The organism is Acinetobacter cumulans (assembly GCF_003024525.3).
Classification (GTDB): Bacteria; Pseudomonadota; Gammaproteobacteria; order Pseudomonadales; family Moraxellaceae; genus Acinetobacter; species Acinetobacter cumulans.
Genome location: NZ_CP035934.2, coordinates 1,967,052 through 1,988,777, shown reverse-complemented (window position 1 = coordinate 1,988,777; position 21,726 = coordinate 1,967,052). Strand labels below are relative to the sequence as shown.

Below are 21,726 nucleotides of genomic sequence, written 5' to 3'. Positions count from 1 at the left end.
TTGGGTCATGCCATTCGTTTCGGGCGGTATGAATGATAAAAAACGATGAATTATAAGTGTGAGTATATGGAAATTAGTATTCGACAAGCCGATGGTTTGCCAGCGCAAATCGAGCAATTAGCAGCATTGGCACGACAAGAAGGCTATCAATTTATTTACAAACTTATAGAGGAATTCCAAAGCGGAAAAAATCGTTTTGATCAATCAGGTGAATTTTTACTCCTTGCGTATGATCAAGACCAGCTGATTGGTTGTGGTGGTTTAAACCAACAATGGGGAGACGCTGGTGTAGAAGACCGTATAGGTCGTGTACGACGTTTTTATGTGCATCCAAAGTATCGTCAATATGGCGTAGGTAAGGCGCTGTTGCAACATTTGGAAAAGCAAGCTAAGCCATTTTATTCAGCACTTTGCCTGAATACTGAGCAAAAAGGTGCTGCTGGCTTTTATCAAAAGCACAATTATGTGTTTGTCGAAAGTCATCCAAACTACAATTATTTTAAATATCTGATCGCATAATATCTGTTGGATGAATAAAAACCCTATCTAAATAGGGTTTTTTTATGAGTTATTATTTTATTATTCATCGTATTAGCCTCATGTGATTACCAAATAAGATTTAACTTTGAGTGTCATCTGCTGTCACTTTCTTTTAATCTGTTTTTAAGTTCTGCACCTAACAATAAACTTATGTTCTGTAGATGAAGCATCTAAACATGATTGCGACAAATGACACAGCGTATTCAAAAGAATTGCTTTCGAAAGTTCCACAAATTACAGCGTTGTTTTGGCTCACAAAAATCTTTGCGACAACCTTTGGCGAAACTGCGGGTGATGCGGTTTCAATGTCAATGAATTTAGGATATTTGGTCAGTACCTTTATTTTTGCTGCTATTTTTATTGCATTGGTGATTGCACAAATTCGGGCCAAAACCTATCAACCATTTTTGTATTGGGCGACCATTATTGCCAGTACTACTGTCGGTACGACTTTGGCTGATTTTGTCGATCGATCTTTAGGCATTGGTTATGTCGGTGGGAGTACTTTGCTATTGAGTTTGGTGCTCATTTCACTGTTTGTGTGGCATAAAGCTGAAGGCAGTATTTCTCCACATGCGGTTAATCATCCGCGTGCAGAATTGTTTTACTGGTTAACGATTACATTTTCACAAACACTGGGTACAGCCTTAGGAGACTGGTCTGCAGATAGTGCAGGCTTGGGCTATACCGGGGGAATTGTGCTCTTTAGTGGTCTGATTATTTTTATATTAGCCTTGTATCGTTTTATATCGGTGTCGCGTACGCTACTGTTTTGGACGGCGTTTGTATTAACGCGCCCCTTAGGTGCTGTGGTTGGCGACTTCTTAGATAAACCTATTAGTTCTGGTGGATTGGATTTAAGCCGATTTGGTGCCTCAGCGGTGTTGCTCATTGCAATTATCATTTGTGTGATATGGGCCAAAGCACGGGATAAAAAAACGGTATCAACTTTATAGCAATTGCATTTCGACTGAAGTCAGTCATTTAAATTGTTTCAGTAGATGTCCGCGTAAAGGCTTTAAATTCTCCTCAATAGGAAGCATTTGGAAAGTAGACTAATTTGCTTGGAAAATTATCAATCAATGAGTCGTATTGATGTTTTTCAGGTTATACTCAGAACACTTAAAAAATGCTTTGAATTGAGGAGACCACATGACTGTAGATGTCACTGAAACCATTTCACAAACTGTACATCCTGCGTTTCAGTTGGTACGTCAACACCATGTTGAAGCCCTAGACATTTTAGTGTCTGAATATAAACATAAAGTGACTGGCGCAGTGCATTATCATTTGGCTGCCAATCATGACGAAAACGTATTTTTGGTGGCATTTCGCACCCAGCCTATGGATTCAAAAGGCGAAGCGCATATTTTAGAGCACACAGCTTTGTGTGGTTCAGAAAAATTCCCCGTACGCGATCCGTTCTTTTTAATGATCCGCCGTTCACTCAACACATTTATGAACGCATTTACGGCAGCGGATTGGACAGCATATCCATTTGCGACACAAAACAAAAAAGATTTCCAAAACTTACTTGAAGTGTATATGGATGCTGCCTTTGCAGCGAACTTAAATCCATTAGATTTCGCTCAAGAAGGTATTCGTATTGAGTTGGAAAATGGTGAGCCTGTATATAAAGGTGTGGTATTTAATGAAATGAAAGGGGCAATGAGCTCACCTTCAGATCAGCTTTATCATCAGCTCGCACGTCATTTATTCCCAGAAACAACTTACCATTACAACTCTGGTGGCGATCCGAAAGACATTCCAGATTTGAGCTATGAAGAACTGGTAAATTTCTATAAATCGCATTATCACCCAAGTAATGCCGTATTTATGACCTTTGGTAATGAGTCCGCATATAACTTACAAGAACAGTTTGAAACTCTAGCTCTGTCTAAGTTTCAGCAAGGTGAGACTTTATACTCTAAAGCAGAACGCCGTTTAACTGCACCTGTAACAGTGACTGAAAGCTATGCAGTAGATGCAGAAGATTTAAAAGACAAAACGTATCACATCATTTCATGGTTATTACCAGAAGCCAGTGATATTAAATTGCGCTTGGGTATGCGTTTGGTTGAAGGAATTTTACTTGAAGATTCAGCTTCACCTTTACGTCATTATTTAGAAACTTGTGGTTATGCACAGTCTACTGGCCCAATTATGGGTGTAGATGATTCAAACTTTGAGATGACTTTCTACTGTGGTGTACAAGGTTCAAACCCTGAGCATGCAGAAGAATTTAAAGCTGGTGTATTTAAGGTCCTTGAGCAAGTTGCTTCTGCACCTGTAGATGCGCAAATGGTTGAAGCAATTTTGCATCAAATCGAATTGCACCAACGTGAAATTAATGGTGATGGTACACCATACGGCTTAAGCTTAATTTTGAATGGTTTAGGGAGTGCTATTCATCACTCTGACCCCGTACATGTATGGGATGTAGACACGGCCATTGAACAAGTGAAAGAAGAGTTGAAAGACCCAATGTGGCTTTCAAACTTGATCAAAACGCATCTGATTGATAATCAACACCGTGTGCAAATGACTTTGGTGCCTGATGCAGAAAAATCAGCTAAAGAAGCTGAAGCAGAAAAAGCACGCTTGGCAGCGATTGGTGCGCAATTAACAGATGAACAAAAAGCGGAAATTGTAGCGCAAACTGAAGCACTTAAAGTACGCCAAGATACACCTGATGATCTGAATCTTTTACCTAAAGTAGGTTTAGAAGATGTGCCAGCAGAATTGCAAATTGTGCAAGGTCAACTGCGTGAAATTATCAGCAATGGTTTAGATACGCCGTTGAATTTGTACCATGCTGGAACCAACGGTATTTATTACCAACAAGTGTTAGTGCAAATTCCACAAGACATCGTGCAGTCACCATATTTCAACTTACTGTCAATTTTGGTAGGTGAAGTTGGTGCGGGTGAATATGACTATCTTGAGTTGCAACAGCTACAAACAGCTGTCAGCGGCGGTCTTGGCATGGGTGCATCTTTACGCTCAAAACTAGACGATAAAAACCAAATTACAGCATGGTTAACGTTGACCACAAAGTCTTTGGTTAATAATTTAGACGCGATTCGTTTATTGAAAGTAGCCTTTGAACAACTACGTTTTGATGAAAAAGACCGTATTATTGAGTTATTACAACAACGTAAAACTCGTTGGCAGTCGCGTGTTTCGGGCGCTGGTCATAGCTATGCGATGCAAGTTGCGGGCCGTAACCACAGTGCTTTAGCACTACGTGATTATAATAATACGGGTTTAGGCGCACTCAATTGGTTAACAGAGCTTACAGCGAAAATCGAACAAGATGAAACTGCGTATGATGCACTCATTGCAGAATTGCAGTTGATTCATCATCGTATCTTAAAAGCACCTAAACAGTTCTTGTTGGTTTGTGAAGAGCATCAATCTGAACGCTTGGTTGAAGAAGTTCAAACCATTTGGGATAAGTTATCTATTGAACCAAATGATCGTGAACTGACTCAAGTTAAAGCAACTGTTACAGAAAACGATGAAGCTTGGTTAATTCAAGCCAATGTTCAATTCTGTTCAGCTGCTTATCCTGCTGTAGAAGTATCACACCCAGATGCGGCACCGTTAATGGTGTTAGCTGCTTATTTACGTAATGGTTTCTTACATAGTGCGATTCGTGAAAAAGGCGGTGCTTATGGTGGTGGTGCAAGCTATGACTGCAATGCTTGTTCATTCCGTTTCTATAGCTACCGTGACCCGCGCTTAGCAGAAACATTCCAAGACTTTGATGCCAGCATTGAGTGGTTGTTAAATGCACCGCAACAAGAACATCAGCTGGAAGAAGCAATTTTAGGTTTAATTGCGAGTATGGATAAACCAGGTTCGCCAGCAGGTGAAGCGATTACAGCGTGTTATTCATTGCTTCATAAGCGCACGCCTGCATATCGTAAGTTGCTTCGTACGCGCTTACTTGCAGTAAACTTAGATGATTTGAAGCGTGTCGCTACAACATATATTCAATCGCAAAAACCAACAAAGGCCGTGGTTGCACCTGTTGCGAAACGTGACATTTTGATGGAACTTGGTTTTGATATTAAACAAGTGAACTAAATAAATAAAATAAGAAGGGAACTTTATGACGCTTCGTAACTCTATGCGTAAGTCTTTACAGTATGGTGTTGCTTTTACTGCATGCGTGGTTGTAACCGCGCATGCTGATGTACAAACAACATCTGCGCCTCTGGCAAAAGATATGCCTAACCCAGCATCTGCACAGGCCTGTGTAGCATTAGATTCAAATGTTGAGCGTTTGACTTGCTACGATACTTTGTTTAGACCATTACCCACGGTAAATGCGCCTTCTTTGGTTTCGGAACGTCAAGCGGCTCAGGAAATTAAACCTGAGGCGACGGCTAAGCTTAGCTTGAAAGAAAAAGTAAATAATGCATTGTCTGAGCATTTATTTGCAGTTGAAGCGCCGAAGTTATCTCCTGATTTGTCTTTATTAGATCGACGCTGGGAGCTTTCGCCTGAGAGTAAGTTAGGCACATGGAATATTCGTGCGTATCAACCTGTGTATTTATTGCCAGGCTTTTGGAGTTCAGATAAAAATGAACAACCGAACAGCCCAAATCCACTCAATAAAGTGACAGCAGCTGAAGAAACACGCTTAACCTCGATGGAAGCTAAATTCCAATTGTCATTAAAAACCAAAGCTGTTGAAAACTTGTTTGGTGACAATGGCGATGTTTGGTTGGGTTATACGCAGTCATCTCGTTGGCAAGTTTATAACGAAGACGAATCTCGTCCATTTCGTGAAACCAATTATGAACCTGAAGCCAGTATTGTATTTCGTACTAACTATGAATTACTGGGTTTAAATTGGCGCATGTTGGGCCTGACCTTTAACCATCAATCGAATGGTCGTTCTGACCCGTGGTCACGCAGCTGGAATCGTGTGATTTTAAATCTAGGTTTTGAGCGTGATAACTTTGCGCTAATGCTTCGTCCTTGGTATAGACTTGAAGAAGATATGCCTGATGACAATAACCCAGATATTAAAAATTATGTGGGCCGTGGTGATATGACTGCGTTTTATCGCTGGAATGATCATGAGTTTAGCTTAATGCTACGTCATTCATTAAAAGGTGGTGATGACTCACATGGTGCAATGCAGTTTGATTGGTCATTTCCAATCAGTGGTAAGTTACGTGGTACCGTACAATTATTTGATGGTTATGGCGAAAGCTTAATTGATTATAACCACCGTGCGACTTATGTCGGGGTGGGTGTATCTTTGATGAATTGGTATTAAATGATTTGATAATAGCGACTTAGCTATCACTTAAAAACCACGCCGAGGCGTGGTTTTTTATATGCGTGATTGAGGTTTTGGGTGTTGGATTATGTGAATTATCCAATCTGAATTTCGGCTTGTGGATGTTTTAAGCGACTCTTTTTAGGGGTGGCAATTAAATAGGCCAAGGTTAATGGCCCTAAACGACCAGCAAACATCAGTAGCATCAGCACCCACAGACTCGCAGGTTGCAAATCATCAGTAATCCCACGTGATAAGCCTACCGTACAGGCTGCTGAGACAGTTTCAAATAATAAATCCAAAAAGTTTTTATTTGGCTCAAGGAGCAATAAACTAAAAAAGCCAAGAAAAATCAGCATAACTGTAATAGAAACCACGGCAAATGCTTTAAATGATGTTACTTTAGATACCGAGTGATTGAACACGCGAAGTTCATCTTGGCGCCTTAAAAAAGTAATAACGCTGAGTATCATAATAATAAAAGTGCCAACTTTAATGCCACCCGCCGTACTGAGTGAACCCCCACCAATGAACATAAGAAGCATAGTTACCAATGCAGATGCATTGCTCATGTGCTCTAACGGTAAGCTATTGAAACCAGAAGAGCGGGGCACGGTCGCGTGGAACCAGGCATTAACCGCTTGATCGCCCAAACTCATGTGTGCCAAAGTTAGCGGATTATTGGCTTCTAAACCCCACATAATCAGAAAAGCCGTGATATTTAAACCTAAAATACTGCTTAAAATAAGTTTGCTGTTGGTGCTTAAGCTACGCCATTTTTTATTGCGTTTGATGTCCATCAGGACTAAAAAACCAACCCCGCCAATGATATACAGCATACTGATCGTAAAGGTAATAATGTATTGGTCGGCAAAGCTCATTAAGCTATTAGGGAAGAGGGAAAATCCCCCATTGTTAAAGGCGGAAATACTGTAAAAGGCGGCATAGAAAAATGCTTGGGCAAAGTTGTAATCATCTAGCCATGCAATCGTTAAGACAATGGTGCCAATAGCTTCAAAAAATAAGGAGTAGAGTAAGACACCTTTAATGGTGTAACTCACCTTACGTAAACTGGTTTCTCCAATGGTGTCTTGCGCTAAAATTTGCTGTTTTAAGCCAATTTTTGGAGAAAGGCTCATAACTGCTAATATGGCAAAAGTCATAAAGCCTAATCCACCACATTGAAGTAAAAGCATAATGATGACTTTACCAAACACAGTATAAGCTTCACCGACATTCACAACCGATAATCCAGTAATCGTAACTGCCGAAGTTGCTGTAAATAAAGCATGTAACCAGCTCAGCTCTTGATGATGCGCAAAGGGAAGCTTCAGCAATAAGGTGCCAATACAAATTAGACTGAGAAAGCCCAATGCTAATATGCTGGGCGGACTAAGATTGAGCGTCTTGCGCTTTTTATTATGTAGTTTCATTCGGTTTTAAAGTGCTTTGCGAGTCGACGTAATGGTTCGAGTAAACCTTCAACAACTAAAATATCATTGGTTTGCAAAATCATATTTGGGTCAATGCTAAATAAAATTTCTGGACCGCGCTTATGCAGTAGCGTTCGGACTTCATTTTGATCCATTAACTGATGAAAGCGCATGCCATTTTGAGCTTCCTTAAGTTGTACTTTAACGATGTAATGATCGTCATCTAAGACCATATAGCGACTAACCATTGGATAGCTTAGAGATTGCGCTACACGTACACCCATGTCTTCTTCAGGGTGAATAATTTTAGTCACACCCAAATGGGTTAAAATCATGTGATGTGCTTTAGATTTGGCTTTCACCCAGATCTTTTTTAGCCCCATATTTTTAAGATGGAGCACGCATAAAATACTGGCTTCAATGTCTTCACCAATTGCCACCACAGCAGCATCACAGTTTTGTATATTTAATTCCTGTAGTACATGCTCATCTGTTGCATCGGCAATAACAGCATGGGTCAGTTGTTCGGAAATACTTTCGACGTATTTTTTGTTGCTGTCTATACCAATGACATCATGATGAAGTCCAATTAATTCCGTGGCAACAGTTGCGCCAAAACTACCCAAACCAATGACTGCAAATTGCGCCATATTCAGTCCTTTTTATTACGATCATATTTATTAACGATTCACTGCTGTTTGCATGAAGCAGATTCGTCTAAGCTTGTTCTCGATATAGTATCTTTTTCTGATCTGTCCAGCTATTCAGCTTACATGCTGTAAAGAAATAAAAGCAAAATACTGGACCACTCTGTAAGGAGCGGGAGATGAGTGCAACCTTGTATGAGTTAATACGTATGGCATTTCCAGAATTAAAGGAGCTGCCTTTACCTGATGAACCAGAACTGTTTTCAAATTTTGAAGCATGGATAAATCAGCTTTACCCGAATTTAATGCGCTTAGATGGTTTAGATGTTCAGCAAAACGGAATTGCCGAATGTCATCGGCTTCAGCAATTGCAAATCGATTTAGATGAGTTAAAAAGTCATATACAAGATGAGATGTCGACTTTTTATAATATGTACGAAAGTTCAGATTTAGAAGAAGAGTACGAGGAAGATCAATTACATGCTTATGATTTTGAGTTTACTTATAAAGTCATTTTGAGCAATATCCAAATGTTTGTTGAGCCTTATGATTTGGCTGTGCTGGCTATTGAACAAGATCAACCGTATTGGATGTTGGTTCCAGAAAATGATGAATTAATTCAAAATATTATTCATCATTTTGGATTGGTATTTAGTGCATCTGAGCCAATGCTTCGCATCGATTAAATCAAGTTCTCTTGTATTATTTCACCATGGTTGTCTTTTGATGCGATTTAAAACAATTCTGTTCAGCTATTGTCATGAATCTTTCAAATTGCATAGTTATGCTCTGAATGTGTTAATTAAATGGCGCATTGCTGGCGCAAAGGCCTGTTAATCATTTGAAATGGTCAATTGTTCGACCACGTATTTAAGTGCCTTCACGATGAATGATAAAAAAATATATAAGATTCTGCAGGAATGGTTTCCAGAATTAGACTTTAAGAAAGTGCCAAAGGAAAGCCAACGACGCGATTTTGAACATTTTAAAGCATGGATGATGACTGAGAAAAATAAGGGTTACACCCGAACTTATTTAATGGCTTTACATCCCGAACATGCTTTAGAAAGTCATATTCATCAGGCAGCTGTTTTACAAGACTTGGCACTAGACTTGGAAAAAGCCCAATTTGAAATGATGCAGGCAGTTCAACCTACGCTTTATCATTATGAAAAAAACAAAGCAAATATTGGAAAGAATTACCAAGTTCAAGAGCAAGTGATCGAGATGATATTGTCTAAAATTTATGAGCGCTTAGACGCATATAATTTTCGGATGCTACTCATTTATGCGGATCAATATTATTGGATTGCAGTTCCAGCACATGCAGAAAAACTGAATAAATTTTGTAAAAAGTTTGAAAAGCAATTTAAAGCAGAACAATTGAAAATTGAGCTATTTTCAATGTCGGATTGTTTGCAATCTACTTAGGTTTGGCACAACTTAAGATTAGATATTTATAAAATGGCTTATGCAAAATTAGATGCCAACAAAATAAAAAAGCCTGCAATCATGCAGGCTTTTTTATACAAATCGGCTTATTTTAAGAAACGTTGGTAACCCAAGTTATTGGTGATTTCAGCATACGGATAAGTAATGCTTTCTAGTGTTTCAATTAAACCGTCTGGATTTTGTTTAGCATCAGTTGCTTCCATACCCACCAGTACGCGACCTTCAGCAGCACCGTGGTTACGGTAATGGAAAAGCGTGATGTTGTGGGTAGGGCCAAGACGTTCCAAGAAAGTCAGTAGCGCACCTGGACGTTCAGGGAATTCAACACGGAATAGGCGTTCATTTTCGATATCTGCATGACCGCCAATTAAATAACGGATATGAAGCTTAGCGACTTCATCATCAGAAAGATCATCTACATCGTATTCAAACTTTAATGTTTCATAGATGTCATGACGTTCTTTTTCTCCACCTTTTAGGCTGATACCCACAAAGACTTGCGCCGCAGAAGAATCACTTGCACGGTAGTTGAATTCTGTGATGTTACGGCCTTGCAGAGCACGACAGAATTTAAGGAAAGAACCTTTTTCTTCTGGAATGGTTACGGCAAAGATTGCTTCTTTACGTTCACCGAGTTCTGTACGTTCTGCAATATAGCGTAAGCGGTCAAAGTTCATGTTTGCACCGCAAACAATTGACACCATATTTTTATCTTCTAGGCCATGCTCAGCAACATACTTTTTAATCCCTGCAAGCGCCATTGCACCAGATGGTTCAACAATGCTACGGCATTCATCAAAGGTATCCTTAATGGCTGCACAGATTTCATCTGTATTTACCAGTACAACTTCACGCTCAACAATTGGGCCTGAGTTATCTGATTTTTGCAGTTGAATCACTTCAAATGGCTTTTCACCAATTTGCGCAACGGCAGTACCGTCGGCAAATAAACCTACAGATGGAAGAATGACACGTTCATTGGCTTCGAACGCTGCTTTTAAACATGCAGATTCATCATATTCAACAGGAATGACTTTAACATGCGGTGCTACATCACCTAAGTAGGCTGCTACACCAGCAATTAGACCGCCACCGCCTACTGCAACGAATACGTAGTCGACATCACGCCATTGACGTAAAATTTCGTTGGCAATTGTACCTTGACCCGCCATAACGAGTTCATCGTCATAAGGGGGAATAAACGACATGCCTTCATCTTTTGCGCGCTGGATTGCATATTTGTTTGCGACGTCAAAAGAGTCACCATGCAGTACTACTTCACCGCCTAAGCGTTTAACGGCTTGAACTTTAATATCAGGTGTTGTCTTTGGCATGACAATAATGGCGCGAATACCCAACTTTTTACCAGATAATGCCACGCCTTGAGCATGGTTACCTGCAGAAGCAGTAATAACGCCACGTTCTAACTGAGATTTCGGTAATTGACTGATACGGTTGTAGGCACCGCGCAATTTGAAAGAAAAGACAGGCTGCAAGTCTTCACGTTTAAAACGGATATTATTCTTGAGCTTTTCACTAATTCGTGGCGCTGCTTCGAGTGGGGTTTCGATTGCAACGTCATAGACCGTTGCCTGTAATATTTGTCGAACCAAACGAGACAGCATGTTAATTTTCCATCTAACAGTTTAAAATAGGCGTTCATTGTAACAAACACCCGTACATTTGGGCTGTAAAATCAGCAACAAATGTCAAAAAATAGTTGAGCCAAGTTATGAGTCTGTATGCTACCCAAGATGAAAAGAAACAAGCTGTCGCAAAAGCTGCGTTAAAGCATTTGCCAAAAGGCGGTATTTTGGGTGTTGGTACAGGAAGTACTGTGAACTTCCTCATTGAATTATTGCCAGAACTTCAATTGGAAGCGGCTGTTGCGAGTTCTGAAGCAACTGCACAACGCCTTAAAAAATTAGGCATTGAAGTTGTAGATATGAACAGCGTAGGCGGTTTGGATGCCTACGTAGATGGTGCTGATGAAATTGACCGTCACATGCACATGATTAAAGGCGGTGGCGCTGCACTTACACGTGAAAAAATTGTTGCGTCTATTGCGAAAAAATTCGTTTGTATCGTAGATGATTCAAAATGGGTAGATCAATTGGGCCGTGATTTTCCGCTTCCTGTAGAAGTGATTCCAATGGCACGCTCTGCTGTTGCGCGTAAAATCGTCTCTTTAGGCGGTGACCCAGTTTACCGCGAAGGTGTAGTGACAGATAACGGTAACGTGATTTTAGACGTACACAACTTAAATATCTTAAATGCGTTAGAGCTTGAAAAGACTTTGAATGACATTCCTGGTGTTGTGTGTAACGGTATCTTTGCGTTAAACAAAGCGGATATTGCTGTTGTAGCAACCGATAACGGTATTGAAGAGCGTACTGCTGTTTAATAGGCTAATATTTCCCTCTCCTTTTAGGAGAGGGTTAGGGAGAGGTTTCTTTTTAACAGCACCCTCATCCTAACCTTCTCCCAGAGGGAGAAGGGACTCCTAATATGTTTTTGAAAACTATTTAAAATTCAATTTTATGCATTATTAATAAGCTTTTAAAAAGAATAAATGACACCAAACCTTCCTGAAATTCAAATCACTCGAAAATTACGTGCCACACGCTTGAGACTACGTGTAGAACCAACTCAAATTAAATTAACTGTTCCCCAGTTTTGCACGCAGCGCCAAGTTCAAGAGTTTTTAAAACAATCAGAACAATGGATGATTGAAACATGGCAAAAGCAGCAGGAAAAAGCAGGCCAAATTGATAAGACACTTCCAATTGAATTAAAACTCTTTAATTTAGAACGGCCTTTGCAAGTTATATATCAAACTCAAAAACATTCATTCATTTTAGATGAAGAAAATCATCAACTATTCATCAGTGATCGACAGCCTGAATCTTATTTAAAGTCTTTTGTCATAGCGTATGCAAAGCAATATTTACCGACGTATTTGAATAAGCTAAGTAGTGAAACAGGACTGAGATTTAATCAATGCGCAGTTCGTCAGCCTAAAACCCGCTGGGGCAGCTGTTCTGCCAAGCATGACATTATGCTGAATAGCGGATTGGTACTGTTTCCGCATGAAATCACGCGTTATGTTGCGGTACATGAGTTAGCACATACTAAGCACTTTGATCACAGTTCAAACTTTTGGGCAGAAGTCCAAAAGCATGATGTTTATTTTCAGCAGCATCGGAAAATTTTAAAAACCACGGCCTTGCCATGGTGGTGGAATAAATAAATCGATTTTTTGAAGATAATGAATGATATCTATTAAGTATTTATACATATAAAAAATAGATTATTTATTTTTATAAAGGCAAACAGCCTTATTTTTAATTTTTTTATATATTTTCTTTTTTATTATTTAGATAAATAGAATTAGAGTATTTACTTTAATAGACTTCTTTCATAAGTCATTTTTCACTCAGTTCCATATTATAGATTCCCGCAATTAAATTGAATCTTAAGCCCAATCTTTTGCCACGGTTACGATATCGCTCAGCAAGGATTTTGAAGGTTTTCAAACAGCCAAATACATGCTCAATCCCTATTCTTCTTTTATTAATTTCCTGATTGTAAATTTTGAGTTCAGGATCAAGTTTACAGCGCTTCTTTGCTTTTAATGGCAACAAGCTGTTTGGATACACTGTATAAATTCCTTGATAACCCTTATCAGCAAGGATAAAGGCACCTGTAGGAATCTGATTCAAGTTGCGTTTGAAGAGTTCGAAGTCATGTACGGCACCACGACTCGTGCATAAACTTAGGATTTTTCGAGTTTGATAATGAATGATGGCCTGCACTTTGAAAGTATGTGCCTTCTTTTTGCCACTATAGCTTTTCTTCTGTTTTTTTAGGCCTTTGTATTGGAATTTCTGTGGCATCTACAATCACCGCATTCCAGTCAATGCCTTCACCTTCGGGCAAATGCTTCGGTAGATTGAATAGATTGGACTTGATCAGGCAATCTCTACATGGCGGACAATTCTTGAAGCAGTGGGCTCTGACACGCCATAACTAGTTGCCACATGAAATAATGTTCGGTATTCACGCCAATAACTTAAGCATAGAAGAATCTGATCCTCTATGCTCAATTTAGAGGGTCTGCCTTTCGCAGGAATATGCTTCTGTAATTGCTCAACCATTAAATAAAATGTTGACCATGAGATGCCTGTGTATCGCTTAAACTGTGTTTCAGAAAGCTTCTTTGAATCGATATATTTCATACGCAGATTATGCTCGATTATTTAAGATTCTTTGGTACAAATAATCGGCAAAAGAAAGATCTTTTTTTGATTTATGAAAGAGATCTAATATTTTGATTAATTTGAAATCTATTTTTGCTTTAAATACAAGCAAATTATTTTGTAAAATGATAAACAAATCACGTTTTATGTATTGTTTTGTGAATTATTAATATTATTATGTGTAGCTATTGAGGTTGGGTGTATTTTAATCACGTTTTTTTAAAAAAGTGATTTTTAGGATTAATTTGAGTACGGGTGTATTTAAATTTATTCAATTTATATATTTTCAATCACGTATTTTTTTCTCTCCCTCAGCGTTAATAATAGACGCTTAAAGTAATTATATATGGTTAGCCAAGATCGTAGCAGTCCCGCTACACGGTTGTATATTTCTGTTCGCGTTAAATTTGTGATCGCTTTCATTGGAGCCTGTCTGTGGACATGGTTTTCTTTATGGATGGCTGAAAATTGGATCCGTGATTTGAGCCAATTGATTGGGTCAGTTGCAGCGATATTCTTTATTTATGGTATTGCGATTATTCCTGGATTTATGAATTCCTTTGCTGCTTTAAGTTTGTTGATGGATAAAAGGCCTAAACGAAAAATCTTAGATGTTTATCCAAATATTACAATTTTGATTGCTGCATATAATGAAGAATCTTCTATTCTAGACACGCTTAAGAGTGTGGATCGACAGAATTATCTAGGTGGACTGCAAGTCATTGTGATTAATGACGGTTCTAAAAATCGTACTGCGCAACTGGTCAAACGGGCTGAAGCTCAGTATTCATGGCTGACTTTATTGGATTTAACCCAAAATGCAGGTAAGGCTCATGCCTTAAATGAGGGTTTGAAATTAGCCAAACATGATTTGGTGCTTACTGTTGATGCAGATTCCTACTTACACCGTATTGCTTTGCAATGCATTGTGGAGCGCTATGTTGCAGATCCGCCGAATACACGCGCTGTTGCAGGTAAAATTTTGGTACGAAATTCACGTCATAATTTACTGACAAAAACGCAAGAGTGGGATTATTTTTTGGGAATTGCTGCGACAAAACGCTTACAGTCTTTATATCAAGGTACGCTGGTGGCTCAAGGCGCATTTTCAATTTATGATCGTAATGCACTGGTTGAAGTGGGTGGCTGGCCTGAGTGTGTAGGTGAGGACATTGTACTTACTTGGGCATTGCTCAGAGCAGGTTACCGTATTGGACATTCGGAGGATGCCTGTGTATTTACCAATGCGCCGACGGAACTCAACGTGTTTGTTAAACAACGTCAGCGTTGGGCACGTGGCATGATGGAGGCTTTTATTAAGCATCCAGGTATTTTAATTAAGCCACGATTATCCACCTTCTTTATTCATTGGAATGTGCTTTTCCCGTGGTTGGATATTGCGTTTACCTTTGGTTTTATTCCTGGAATTATTCTGGCGTGTTTTGGTCATTTTTGGATAGTTGGTCCAATGACTTTGGCACTCTTACCTATGGCTTTTTTGTTGGGTTTTCTCAATTACAGTATTGAAAAACGTATGTTTAAAGCTATGGATCTTAAAATACGTAAAAACCTGACCGGTTTCTTTGTATATGTTTTGGGTTATAGTTTTTTGTTGCAACCAGCAAGCATTTTAGGCTACTTGGACGAAATTTTGAAAACACGTAAAAAATGGGGTACTAAATGAAATCTAATAATATAAATTTTGGTTTCTCATTATGCTTTTTGTGCTTACTTTCAACCGATGTGCAGGCAGGTGAGTCTTCAGCAACCCAACCCTCAGATTGGGCTGCGGGTACTGAGTTTTTCATTAGCCATGATAGTGAAGGTTTTGAAACGAAAAAATTATCAGCTGAAGTTTTTCCTCAATACACCAATGCAAATGATTATTTGGGGGTACGTTTTAGTGCCTATAATTATAAAATTGATGATTGGCAAAGTGATGCTTATAAAGTTTCAATTCTTGCTAAGAATGTAGAAGCAGCGACTGCAAATGGATGGACGCTCGAAGCTGGGGTGTTTGAACAAAATGACCATACCTTAGCCACCTTTGATGGTAGCTATCGTCAACCATTAACTAAAAGTACCGCAGTAGAAGTATTTGCCAATCGAGATTGGGTCGAAACACGACCAGCTTTAGAGCAAGGTATTCATTTTACTTATTTGGGTGGAGCGGTTGATCAACAAATAGGGCCACATGTTACCGTGGTTGGTTTGGCTGCAACACAGCTTTTCTCTGATGATAATCGCCGTGACCATGGTCGCTTAAAATTAATCTATCAGCCATCCTTAGAACATGGCTTAACTTTGCAGGCGCGATACCGTATGTATCGAAGTGATGCTGATGATGTTGCAGGCTTGTATTTTAATCCTAAAGATTATGAAGAAAGTATGCTGGCACTGGGGTGGCGTAAACGATTCAGTGGTTGGACGACGGGTATGACCGTTGGTTATGGCCGAGAAAAAGTGGCTGATGCACCGAGCCAATCAACAAAACTGCTTGAACTGAACATACAGAGCCCAATCCATCAAAACCAATTTGTGCGCTTAAATGCGGGTTATAGTAACAGTGCTTCATATTATGGCGTCGACTATAGCTATCGTTATTTAATGGGCGAATGGGTACTTAAGTTTTAACAATGCTGTCAAAAATTGAATTCACCTTTAGCTTGGCTTTTTAAGTTCAGGTAAAATGATAAAATTCAGCCAACAGCTCGGCAAAACTGTTCAGAAAATATTAACTTCCTGTCATACTACGACCTTATAAATGGATAGTTTAGATTTGAGGTAATGAGCGTGATTTCAGTTGGTATTGTCGGCGGTACAGGTTATACAGGCGTTGAATTACTCCGTATTTTACTGCGTCATCCAAACGCGGAAGTAAAAGTTTTAACTTCACGTACTGAAAATGGTCGCCGTGTCGATGACATGTTTCCAAGCTTACGTGGCCATACTGAACTCAAATATTCAGACCTTGATATCAATGCATTAAAAGCATGTGATGTTGTATTTTTTGCAACACCACATGGTGTAGCGATGAAACATGCTGCTGAATTAGTTGCAGCAAATACCAAAGTGATTGATTTGGCTGCTGACTTCCGTTTGCAAGATCTTGAACAGTTTGAAAAATGGTATGGTTTAGAGCACGCTTGCCCAGAAATTCTAAAAGATTCTGTTTACGGCCTGTCTGAGCTGAATCGTGAAAAAATTCAACAAGCTTCAGTGATTGGTAACCCAGGTTGCTATCCAACTACAGTGCAATTGGGTTTAGCACCTGTGCTCAAGGCTGAAGGATTAGTGAAACCTGAAAGTATTATTATTGATGCAAAATCTGGGGTTTCAGGTGCAGGTCGTAAAGCAAGTCTTGGCATGATCTATTCTGAAAATGCAGATAACTTTAAAGCATACGGTGTAGCGGGTCATCGTCATCACCCTGAAATTGTAGAAGCACTCGAAAATATTTCAGGTCAAAAAGGTGTATTTAACGAAATTTTATTTGTACCTCATTTGGTGCCAATGATTCGTGGCATGCTCAGCACAATTTATATCGATTTAACGGATGCTGGCGCAACTGCAGATTTGCAAAACTTATATGAACAGTTCTATGCAAATGAACAGTTTGTAGATGTGATGCCAGTGGGCAGTTCACCAGAAACACGTACAGTACGTGGCGCTAACCAATTACGTATTGCATTGTATAAACCACAGCCTAAGAAACTAGTAATTCTTGCAGTACAAGATAACTTAGTAAAAGGTGCTGCTGGTCAAGCAGTACAAAACATGAACTTAATGTTTAATTTTGCAGAAAATGCAGGGTTACAAGGCATTGGTTTATTACCATAAGAAACGCATTAAAACTTCACACACATTTAGATTTCGATTTAAATGTGTGTTTTGAATAAATCAAATAAGAGACGACGATGCCGAATACAGACTCTAATATCACGTCAGAACCGACTTCAAGTAACAACAAACCATTTTTGCAAAGTAATATGCCTTTGGTTGCAGGTGCTGCAATCATTGCGCTGAGCAGTGGTTTATTGGGTTATTCCGTTGGCCATCGTCAAGGCCTGACGGTGGTGGGCTATGATGCGGATGCGGAGCAATTGGTTGAAGTTGTGCAAAAGCAAAAAGCTGAATTGGCTGTGCTCCACAAATCACTCAATACTGCTGTGCAAGAGCGCGATATAGCAGTAAGCAATTCAAATGATTTAGGATTATCTGTAATTAAATCACGTGATGCACAAGAGCAAGCAGAAAATCTTGGTGTGTTATATCGTGAGGTATTACGCCAACGCGGTGGTATTGCCTTGGCAGTCCAACACTTGGCTATCAAACCTTTACCTGAAAATGCTTTTGAATATCAACTGGATTTAATGCAGGTGAGTCCAAATAAAGCCAATGTTTCAGGTAGTGTGGAAATGCGCTTAATTCAAGGTACAGAAGTTCTGACTGTACCTATGGAAGACAAAAACTTCAATTTTGAAAACAATGAACGTTTAACGGGTCGATGGACTATGCCTAAAGGCTTTACCCCAAGTTTTATTGAGGTACGTTTAAATGGTTCAGGTAAACAAGTCACCCGTCGTTTTAGTTGGACAAAAGGCCCTGCAGTAGATAATCAAGCTGCATTCCTTTCCGAGATCCCACAAACTGAAGCAAACGTAAACTAAAGTGTGTAATAAAAAAATTATGCGAACAAATAAGCGTCAAATTAGCCTGTCGAGTATCAAAGCCTCTTTTCATCAATCTGGATTGGTCGATTGGCATCTCAGCCCACGCTTGAGCAACGACGATTCGCATGAAGAAGGTGATTCAAATACTGCGGTAATGACTGCGCCGCCTCAATTTAAACGTCCACCGATGTATGCTGTCGTTTTAATGAACGATGATTACACCCCAATGGACTTTGTTATTGAAATTTTACAACAATACTTTGCAATGAATCTTGACCAAGCTACTCAAGTAATGCTAACTGTACATTATGAAGGAAAAGGTGTTGCAGGTGTTTATCCGCGAGACATCGCGGAGACTAAAGCGAACCAAGTCAATAATTACGCTCGGTCTCAAGGTCATCCATTACTTTGTCAGATTGAGTCCAAAGATTAAGGGGGTTGCATGCTCAGTCGTCAATTAGAAGTATCATTACGTTTGGCTGTCAGCATGGCTCGTCAAAAGAGACATGAGTTTTTGACGGTAGAACATTTATTATTGGCTTTACTTGATAATGACTCTGCTGTAAATGCATTAAAAGCATGCGGCGCAGACATTATTGTGCTTCGCAAAGAGTTAGAAGAATACGTCGAACAACACACCCCAAAATTGGGTGAAAATCAGGATCAAGCACCGCATCCTACGGAAAGCTTTGACCGTATTTTGCAACGTGCCATTTTTCATGTGCAATCTAGCGGTGGTGACCGTACTGTAGAAGGTGCGGATATTTTGGTGGCGATGTATTCTGAGCGTGATTCTTTTGCGGTGTATTTACTTAAACGCCATCAAATTAATCGTTTGACTCTGACTCAATACCTTTCTCATGGAACACGTAAAGAAGAAGTACAAGCTGAAGAAGAAGTAGAAGAGCTGGATGGCGAATCTGCAGCTTCTGCCAATGCTGGCCCATTAGAGCTTTACACCACCAATTTAAATCTAGAAGCGCAAAAGGGCAAAACTGACCCTTTAATTGGCCGTGAAAAAGAAATTGAACGCGCAGCTCAAATTCTATGTCGTCGCCGTAAAAACAACCCGCTGTTGGTGGGTGATCCCGGCGTAGGTAAAACGTCTATTGCAGAAGGTTTAGCTTGGCTCATTGTAAATGGTAAAGCGCCTAAGCCACTTGAGCATGCTGAAGTATTTAGTTTGGACATTGGTGCATTGGTTGCAGGAACCAAGTATCGTGGTGATTTTGAGAAGCGCTTAAAACAATTGTTAAATGCGCTAAAGAAAAAACCAGAAGCAGTGTTATTTATTGATGAAATTCACATGATCATTGGTGCGGGCTCAAGCATGGGTAGCACGATGGACGCATCTAATTTGATTAAGCCAGCACTTGCAAATGGTACTTTACGTTGCATCGGTTCAACAACTTTCCAAGAATACCGTCAGGTATTTGAAAAGGATCATGCTCTATCTCGTCGTTTCCAAAAAATTGATGTGAATGAGCCTTCAATTTCAGAAACGATTGATATTTTACGCGGTTTGAAATCTAAATTTGAAGAATTTCACCATGTGAAGTATGAAGATCAAGCTTTGGTTTCGGCGGTTGAATTATCTGCTAAATTTATTAATGACCGTTTCTTGCCAGATAAAGCCATCGATGTAATTGATGAAGCTGGTGCACAGCGCCGATTGAAGGCAGAGCAAGACGATACCGCAATTACGGTTGAAAATATCGAAGATATTGTGTCTAAAATTGCCCGTATTCCGCCAAAAACGGTATCTAAGGATGATAAATCAGTTCTTGAACATTTAGAGCGTGATTTGAAACGTGTGGTCTTTGGTCAAGATGAAGCGATTGAAGCCTTGTCTTCAGCAATTAAACTGTCACGTGCAGGCTTGAAGTCACCAGACAAACCCGTTGGTAGTTTTGTTTTTGCTGGCCCAACAGGCGTGGGTAAAACGGAAGTTACCAAGCAATTGGCTAAACTGCTAGGTGTAGAACTCGTACGTTTTGATATGTCTGAATACATGGAGCGTCACGCCGTATCTCGCTTAATTGGTGCGCCTCCAGGTTATGTTGGTTTTGACCAAGGCGGTTTACTGACGGATGCGATTCATAAAAATCCACACTGTGTATTGTTGCTGGATGAAATTGAAAAAGCACATCCAGATGTATTTAACTTATTGCTTCAAATTATGGATCATGGTGCGTTAACGGATAATAATGGACGTAAGTCTGATTTCCGTAATGTAGTGCTGGTGCTGACAACGAATATTGGTGCAGAAAGTATTTCTCGCGTCAGCATTGGCTTTATGGATCAAGACAACAGTAATGACAACCAAGATGCAATGAAAAAAGCATTCTCACCAGAGTTCCGTAACCGTTTGGATGGTGTGATTCAGTTCCGTGCATTACCTACAACAGTCATTGAAAATGTGGTTGATAAGTTCTTAACTGAACTACAAGCACAGTTAGATGATAAGAAAGTGATGCTAGAAGTGGATCAAGATGCCCGTGAATGGATGGCTGAAAATGGTTATGATCGCCTGATGGGCGCTCGACCGATGCAACGTTTGATTCAAGAGCATTTGAAAAAACCACTTGCTGAAATGATTTTATTTGGTGAGTTAGCAGAGCATGGCGGTAACGTTGCCGTTTCTGTGAAGAAAGAAAATGGAAAAGCGATTGGCTTGAAACTTGAAGTATTTGAAGATCAAACCGCTGAACCAGCATAATTTCACAACTGATTTAAAATAACCCGTGTTCTCACGGGTTATTTTTTGACTATCCACATAATTGAAGGGCTTAACGTTTTGGATTTGCCATTTGCTAAAATATTAACGACATTCTTTTTGTTTTTAGTCACTGCTGTGATGGAAATATTAGGTTGTTATTTTCCTTATTTAATTTTGAATCAAAACAAAAGCCAATGGCTTTGGATCCCAACTGCTTTAGCTTTGGGTGCATTCGTATGGCTATTGACTTTACATCCAGCAGCTTCTGGGCGTATTTATGCTGCTTATGGTGGAATTTATATTTTTACAGCGTTGCTGTGGCTACGTTATGTCGATCAGGTTAGTTTAAGCCGTTGGGATTTGGCTGGCGGTGCGATTGTGCTTATTGGCGCAGCTTTAATTATTTTGCAACCACAAGGCATGATTCGATAGCATTTTTAAGTTCATTGTGAATGAATGTTTAGCGGAGCTTTATCTAAGACAAAGCCATTTCATTATGTAATAGATATATGCTTCTATAATTGGAGTATTTCAAGCAGTCAGTGTCTATAAAATAGATTGCTAAATGTATTAAATGACTGTTGTAAGTGCTGTGATTTGACCAGCTAGGAGAGTATTTGTATTGGATTTTGGCAATGGAGAAGTCGGCTTCTGAAAGATTCAGGAATTGTTGCAGAAGCCTATCCATATAGCAAATAAGATAT

20 protein-coding genes are annotated in these 21,726 nt (G+C 39.5%); 15 read left to right on the top strand and 5 right to left on the bottom strand.

All coding sequences use genetic code 11. The features are described 5' to 3' along the window. Nucleotides 1–66: 66 nt before the first annotated feature. The 4 genes from C9E88_RS09470 (at nucleotide 67) to C9E88_RS09455 (ending at nucleotide 5,836) form a co-directional block, all read left to right on the top strand. Nucleotides 67–519, top strand: coding sequence for a GNAT family N-acetyltransferase (locus C9E88_RS09470; protein ID WP_106984759.1), 453 nt, complete (start codon nucleotides 67–69; stop codon nucleotides 517–519). 197 nt (nucleotides 520–716) lie between these two features. Next, nucleotides 717–1,496 carry a COG4705 family protein gene (locus C9E88_RS09465; protein WP_106984758.1) on the top strand — a complete coding sequence of 260 codons (780 nt, stop codon included), beginning with the start codon at nucleotides 717–719 and terminating at the stop codon, nucleotides 1,494–1,496. 196 nt (nucleotides 1,497–1,692) lie between these two features. Then, on the top strand, nucleotides 1,693–4,632 hold the full coding sequence (locus C9E88_RS09460; RefSeq protein WP_106984757.1) for an insulinase family protein: 2,940 nt from the start codon (nucleotides 1,693–1,695) through the stop codon (nucleotides 4,630–4,632). Nucleotides 4,633–4,774: 142 nt separating this feature from the next. Beyond that, on the top strand, nucleotides 4,775–5,836 hold the full coding sequence (locus C9E88_RS09455; RefSeq protein WP_410160828.1) for a phospholipase A: 1,062 nt from the start codon (nucleotides 4,775–4,777) through the stop codon (nucleotides 5,834–5,836). A 98-nt stretch (nucleotides 5,837–5,934) separates the two neighbouring features. Here the strand turns inward: C9E88_RS09455 and C9E88_RS09450 are convergent, their stop codons facing one another. After that, nucleotides 5,935–7,272 (bottom strand): TrkH family potassium uptake protein, encoded by a 1,338-nt coding sequence (locus C9E88_RS09450; protein WP_106984755.1) that lies wholly within the window; start codon nucleotides 7,270–7,272, stop codon nucleotides 5,935–5,937. Further along, complete coding sequence (locus C9E88_RS09445) at nucleotides 7,269–7,922, bottom strand: potassium channel family protein (RefSeq protein WP_106984754.1); 654 nt, start codon at nucleotides 7,920–7,922, stop codon at nucleotides 7,269–7,271. Before C9E88_RS09445 ends, C9E88_RS09450 begins: the two co-directional genes overlap by 4 nt. 176 nt (nucleotides 7,923–8,098) lie before the next feature. On the opposite strand from C9E88_RS09445, the gene C9E88_RS09440 reads away from it, so the two are divergent. Further along, nucleotides 8,099–8,605: a hypothetical protein gene (locus C9E88_RS09440; protein WP_106984753.1), complete on the top strand. Its 507-nt coding sequence runs from the start codon at nucleotides 8,099–8,101 to the stop codon at nucleotides 8,603–8,605. Between the two features lie 199 nt (nucleotides 8,606–8,804). Then, the gene (locus C9E88_RS09435) at nucleotides 8,805–9,350 is read left to right on the top strand and encodes a hypothetical protein (protein WP_106984752.1); all 546 of its coding nucleotides are present in this window, start codon (nucleotides 8,805–8,807) and stop codon (nucleotides 9,348–9,350) included. 107 nt (nucleotides 9,351–9,457) lie between these two features. On the opposite strand, the gene ilvA is transcribed toward C9E88_RS09435, so the two are convergent. After that, a complete protein-coding gene (gene ilvA, locus C9E88_RS09430) occupies nucleotides 9,458–10,996 on the bottom strand; it encodes a threonine ammonia-lyase, biosynthetic (protein ID WP_106984751.1) in 1,539 nt (512 codons plus the stop codon). A 107-nt stretch (nucleotides 10,997–11,103) separates the two neighbouring features. Between ilvA and rpiA the strand changes: the two genes are divergently transcribed. Beyond that, nucleotides 11,104–11,775 carry a ribose-5-phosphate isomerase RpiA gene (rpiA, locus tag C9E88_RS09425; protein WP_106984750.1) on the top strand — a complete coding sequence of 224 codons (672 nt, stop codon included), beginning with the start codon at nucleotides 11,104–11,106 and terminating at the stop codon, nucleotides 11,773–11,775. 168 nt (nucleotides 11,776–11,943) lie between these two features. Further along, nucleotides 11,944–12,621: a YgjP family zinc-dependent metalloprotease gene (locus C9E88_RS09420; RefSeq protein WP_106984749.1), complete on the top strand. Its 678-nt coding sequence runs from the start codon at nucleotides 11,944–11,946 to the stop codon at nucleotides 12,619–12,621. Nucleotides 12,622–12,796: 175 nt separating this feature from the next. Here the strand turns inward: C9E88_RS09420 and C9E88_RS09415 are convergent, their stop codons facing one another. Together C9E88_RS09415 and C9E88_RS18000 are read right to left on the bottom strand one after the other, a co-directional pair. Continuing rightward, nucleotides 12,797–13,267, bottom strand: coding sequence for a transposase family protein (locus C9E88_RS09415; RefSeq protein ID WP_106986778.1), 471 nt, complete (start codon nucleotides 13,265–13,267; stop codon nucleotides 12,797–12,799). A gap of 75 nt (nucleotides 13,268–13,342) precedes the next feature. Next, nucleotides 13,343–13,528, bottom strand: a complete 186-nt coding sequence (locus C9E88_RS18000) for a helix-turn-helix domain-containing protein (protein WP_227865905.1) — start codon at nucleotides 13,526–13,528, stop codon at nucleotides 13,343–13,345. Between the two features lie 448 nt (nucleotides 13,529–13,976). Here C9E88_RS18000 and C9E88_RS09405 point away from each other — a divergent pair, with 448 nt between their 5' ends. The 7 genes from C9E88_RS09405 (at nucleotide 13,977) to C9E88_RS09375 (ending at nucleotide 21,454) form a co-directional block, all read left to right on the top strand. Continuing rightward, on the top strand, nucleotides 13,977–15,314 hold the full coding sequence (locus tag C9E88_RS09405; protein WP_227865777.1) for a glycosyltransferase family 2 protein: 1,338 nt from the start codon (nucleotides 13,977–13,979) through the stop codon (nucleotides 15,312–15,314). Continuing rightward, nucleotides 15,311–16,264, top strand: a complete 954-nt coding sequence (locus C9E88_RS09400; RefSeq protein ID WP_106984934.1) for a hypothetical protein — start codon at nucleotides 15,311–15,313, stop codon at nucleotides 16,262–16,264. The genes C9E88_RS09405 and C9E88_RS09400 overlap by 4 nt, the downstream gene beginning before the upstream one ends. Before the next feature lie 153 nt (nucleotides 16,265–16,417). Next, nucleotides 16,418–17,470, top strand: coding sequence for an N-acetyl-gamma-glutamyl-phosphate reductase (gene argC, locus C9E88_RS09395; RefSeq protein WP_171406349.1), 1,053 nt, complete (start codon nucleotides 16,418–16,420; stop codon nucleotides 17,468–17,470). A gap of 77 nt (nucleotides 17,471–17,547) precedes the next feature. Continuing rightward, nucleotides 17,548–18,300 (top strand): DUF6776 family protein, encoded by a 753-nt coding sequence (locus tag C9E88_RS09390; RefSeq protein ID WP_106984935.1) that lies wholly within the window; start codon nucleotides 17,548–17,550, stop codon nucleotides 18,298–18,300. A gap of 19 nt (nucleotides 18,301–18,319) precedes the next feature. Further along, nucleotides 18,320–18,736: an ATP-dependent Clp protease adapter ClpS gene (gene clpS / locus C9E88_RS09385; protein WP_106984936.1), complete on the top strand. Its 417-nt coding sequence runs from the start codon at nucleotides 18,320–18,322 to the stop codon at nucleotides 18,734–18,736. A 9-nt stretch (nucleotides 18,737–18,745) separates the two neighbouring features. Beyond that, the gene (gene clpA, locus C9E88_RS09380) at nucleotides 18,746–21,022 is read left to right on the top strand and encodes an ATP-dependent Clp protease ATP-binding subunit ClpA (RefSeq protein ID WP_106984937.1); all 2,277 of its coding nucleotides are present in this window, start codon (nucleotides 18,746–18,748) and stop codon (nucleotides 21,020–21,022) included. 138 nt (nucleotides 21,023–21,160) lie between these two features. Then, on the top strand, nucleotides 21,161–21,454 hold the full coding sequence (locus C9E88_RS09375) for a YnfA family protein (RefSeq protein WP_425267157.1): 294 nt from the start codon (nucleotides 21,161–21,163) through the stop codon (nucleotides 21,452–21,454). The last annotated feature ends 272 nt before the right edge of the window (nucleotides 21,455–21,726 follow it).

What these genes read in the sequence shown, in the direction of transcription:
- C9E88_RS09470 (WP_106984759.1), top strand. Translation starts at nt 67, where the DNA reads ATGGAAATTAGTATTCGACAAGCCGATGGTTTGCCAGCGCAAATCGAG.
- C9E88_RS09465 (WP_106984758.1), top strand. Translation starts at nt 717, where the DNA reads ATGATTGCGACAAATGACACAGCGTATTCAAAAGAATTGCTTTCGAAA.
- C9E88_RS09460 (WP_106984757.1), top strand. Translation starts at nt 1,693, where the DNA reads ATGACTGTAGATGTCACTGAAACCATTTCACAAACTGTACATCCTGCG.
- C9E88_RS09455 (WP_410160828.1), top strand. Translation starts at nt 4,775, where the DNA reads ATGCCTAACCCAGCATCTGCACAGGCCTGTGTAGCATTAGATTCAAAT.
- C9E88_RS09450 (WP_106984755.1), bottom strand. Translation starts at nt 7,272, where the DNA reads ATGAAACTACATAATAAAAAGCGCAAGACGCTCAATCTTAGTCCGCCC.
- C9E88_RS09445 (WP_106984754.1), bottom strand. Translation starts at nt 7,922, where the DNA reads ATGGCGCAATTTGCAGTCATTGGTTTGGGTAGTTTTGGCGCAACTGTT.
- C9E88_RS09440 (WP_106984753.1), top strand. Translation starts at nt 8,099, where the DNA reads ATGAGTGCAACCTTGTATGAGTTAATACGTATGGCATTTCCAGAATTA.
- C9E88_RS09435 (WP_106984752.1), top strand. Translation starts at nt 8,805, where the DNA reads ATGAATGATAAAAAAATATATAAGATTCTGCAGGAATGGTTTCCAGAA.
- ilvA (WP_106984751.1), bottom strand. Translation starts at nt 10,996, where the DNA reads ATGCTGTCTCGTTTGGTTCGACAAATATTACAGGCAACGGTCTATGAC.
- rpiA (WP_106984750.1), top strand. Translation starts at nt 11,104, where the DNA reads ATGAGTCTGTATGCTACCCAAGATGAAAAGAAACAAGCTGTCGCAAAA.
- C9E88_RS09420 (WP_106984749.1), top strand. Translation starts at nt 11,944, where the DNA reads ATGACACCAAACCTTCCTGAAATTCAAATCACTCGAAAATTACGTGCC.
- C9E88_RS09415 (WP_106986778.1), bottom strand. Translation starts at nt 13,267, where the DNA reads ATGCCACAGAAATTCCAATACAAAGGCCTAAAAAAACAGAAGAAAAGC.
- C9E88_RS18000 (WP_227865905.1), bottom strand. Translation starts at nt 13,528, where the DNA reads ATGGTTGAGCAATTACAGAAGCATATTCCTGCGAAAGGCAGACCCTCT.
- C9E88_RS09405 (WP_227865777.1), top strand. Translation starts at nt 13,977, where the DNA reads ATGGTTAGCCAAGATCGTAGCAGTCCCGCTACACGGTTGTATATTTCT.
- C9E88_RS09400 (WP_106984934.1), top strand. Translation starts at nt 15,311, where the DNA reads ATGAAATCTAATAATATAAATTTTGGTTTCTCATTATGCTTTTTGTGC.
- argC (WP_171406349.1), top strand. Translation starts at nt 16,418, where the DNA reads ATGAGCGTGATTTCAGTTGGTATTGTCGGCGGTACAGGTTATACAGGC.
- C9E88_RS09390 (WP_106984935.1), top strand. Translation starts at nt 17,548, where the DNA reads ATGCCGAATACAGACTCTAATATCACGTCAGAACCGACTTCAAGTAAC.
- clpS (WP_106984936.1), top strand. Translation starts at nt 18,320, where the DNA reads ATGCGAACAAATAAGCGTCAAATTAGCCTGTCGAGTATCAAAGCCTCT.
- clpA (WP_106984937.1), top strand. Translation starts at nt 18,746, where the DNA reads ATGCTCAGTCGTCAATTAGAAGTATCATTACGTTTGGCTGTCAGCATG.
- C9E88_RS09375 (WP_425267157.1), top strand. Translation starts at nt 21,161, where the DNA reads ATGGAAATATTAGGTTGTTATTTTCCTTATTTAATTTTGAATCAAAAC.